This window comes from Frankia sp. CcWB2 (assembly GCF_977927585.1).
In genome coordinates this window covers 24,705-26,335 of the sequence record NZ_CDWRCM010000026.1, presented here as the reverse complement: position 1 = coordinate 26,335, position 1,631 = coordinate 24,705, and the positions used below count along the sequence as shown (strand labels likewise).

Annotated in this window: 3 protein-coding genes and 1 pseudogene; 2 read left to right on the top strand and 2 right to left on the bottom strand. The window is 71.5% G+C overall.

The window, feature by feature from the left end; translation table 11 throughout:
• Positions 1–257, top strand: a 257-nt coding sequence (locus tag ACY45C_RS04955; RefSeq protein WP_462186456.1) for an STAS domain-containing protein, incomplete at its 5' end; no start/stop codon positions are given.
• A gap of 42 nt (positions 258–299) precedes the next feature.
• Here ACY45C_RS04955 and ACY45C_RS04950 read toward each other — a convergent pair.
• On the bottom strand, positions 300–551 hold the full coding sequence (locus ACY45C_RS04950; RefSeq protein ID WP_462186455.1) for a hypothetical protein: 252 nt from the start codon (positions 549–551) through the stop codon (positions 300–302).
• Between the two features lie 263 nt (positions 552–814).
• On the opposite strand from ACY45C_RS04950, the gene ACY45C_RS04945 reads away from it, so the two are divergent.
• A complete protein-coding gene (locus ACY45C_RS04945) occupies positions 815–1,117 on the top strand; it encodes a hypothetical protein (protein WP_462186454.1) in 303 nt (100 codons plus the stop codon).
• Positions 1,118–1,140: 23 nt separating this feature from the next.
• On the opposite strand, the pseudogene ACY45C_RS04940 reads toward ACY45C_RS04945, so the two are convergent.
• Positions 1,141–1,631, bottom strand: a pseudogene (locus ACY45C_RS04940) (guanylate cyclase); the annotation flags it as partial.

Sequence of the window (1,631 nt, the reverse complement as noted above, 5' to 3'; positions counted from 1 at the left end):
CTGCCGGGCGGCTCCGGTTCCGTGAGCAGATCGGCGAGCATCTCGGCCGGGGCGGGGGGACGGTCACGGTGGATGTCGCGGGCCTGCGCTCGATCGACATCCCGGGGCTCGCCGCTCTGCTCCGCGCCGATCTGCTGCTCCGCCGGGTGCACTCACGTCTGGAGATCCAGGCACCCACGCCGGCGTTCGCCGCGTTGTTGCGGGAGGCCGGTCTCGACGGTCGACTGCGGGTCGGCGGGGGATCCCGCCGCCGCTGACCGCCGCCTCACCTGTCCGCACCCCGCGGGCTGGGAGACGGCTCAGCTGATGAGCGGTGACGTCCGATCGCCCGATGACGCGGGTGCGCTGAGGGTGGCGGGTGCGCTGGGTGACGGTCGTGCACCGGATGGTCCGGAGTCGCCCACCGAGGCGGTGCCGTCCTCGGTGACCAGGGAGAGCAACCCGCGGGAGCCGATCAGACGTTTCTCGATCCCGCCCATCATGAGCATCCCCGCCATCACGAAGAGTGGAAAACCGAGCACCATCAGCAGGACGGGTGGTGTGAGACTCACCGAAAGACCCCCAGGCTGGCTTACGGATCTGATCGGCACCATGGACGCCGTACCGTAGGCGTTACCCTCGGACCTCCGTTGCTCACGTCCCGACCGTCGTCTCACCCGACTCGGGTGTCCACCGGGTTCTCCCCGAGGGGGTCGCCGATTCCGGCCGGGTGGAAGAATAAACCGCAGCTCAGGGGTCTGTTCCGGGATGCGTGTTGTTCCCGGTGTCCGCGGGCTCGTACCCTTCCCCCAATATGTCTGCGCGGCCCGTTCCATTGCCCGCTTATAGCGGCCGTCCGTGGGTTCGTGACGCGGACCTGTTTGCGCGTCTCGACCTGCTCTCCGAGCAGGTCGATTTCGCCCTTGCCGAGATAGCCCTGCGGCGGGCCGCCTACCAGCGAGCCTGCGAGGAGGAGGCCGACTGGCAGTGGGCGCCCCTCGGCGTTGAGGTGCTGAGCCGGCCGTCCGTGGCGCAGGCTCTGGCCGGCGAGCTCGCCGCCGTCGAGCGGCTGCGGTTGTGGGCGCAGGAGATGTACTGGTTGCAGGAACAGGCGCGGCTGCGCGGACTGCTGCGCTGAGCGTGCGGGCGCGGGCCGCCCCGCTATCCCGTTCCCGGCGAGGGGCCTCCCGTCCCTGGCGGGGGGTCGTCGAGCGTGCCGAACAGCCGGCGGCCGAGGTTTGCCGCGGCGACGTTGCCCCGGTGCAGATACCGGGTGATGCCAGCTTCCAGGCTCTCGGCGGCGTCGTCCTTGCGGCCGGCCCGGTAGAGCACCTCGGCGCGGGACAGCAGCGCGTGTCCCTGGCCGTCGGTGTCGTCGGTGCGGCTGGCGAGATCGACGGCGGTGTCGGCGAACCGGAGGGCCTCGGCATCGCGGCCGCGCAGCGCCAAGAGCTTCGCGTGGACCCCGCACCATCCGGCCTGGGCCGGTAGCTGGTCGGCGGCGGCGGCGTCCCGACACCGGGTGACGTACTTGCCCGCGTCGTCGACCTTGCCGAGCCGGACGAGAACGTCGGCGAGTGCCGCGGCCCGGTTGGCCAGGAACGCGCGTTCCCCCATCCGGGACAGCTGCCGGCAGCTTCGCCGCAGCTCCC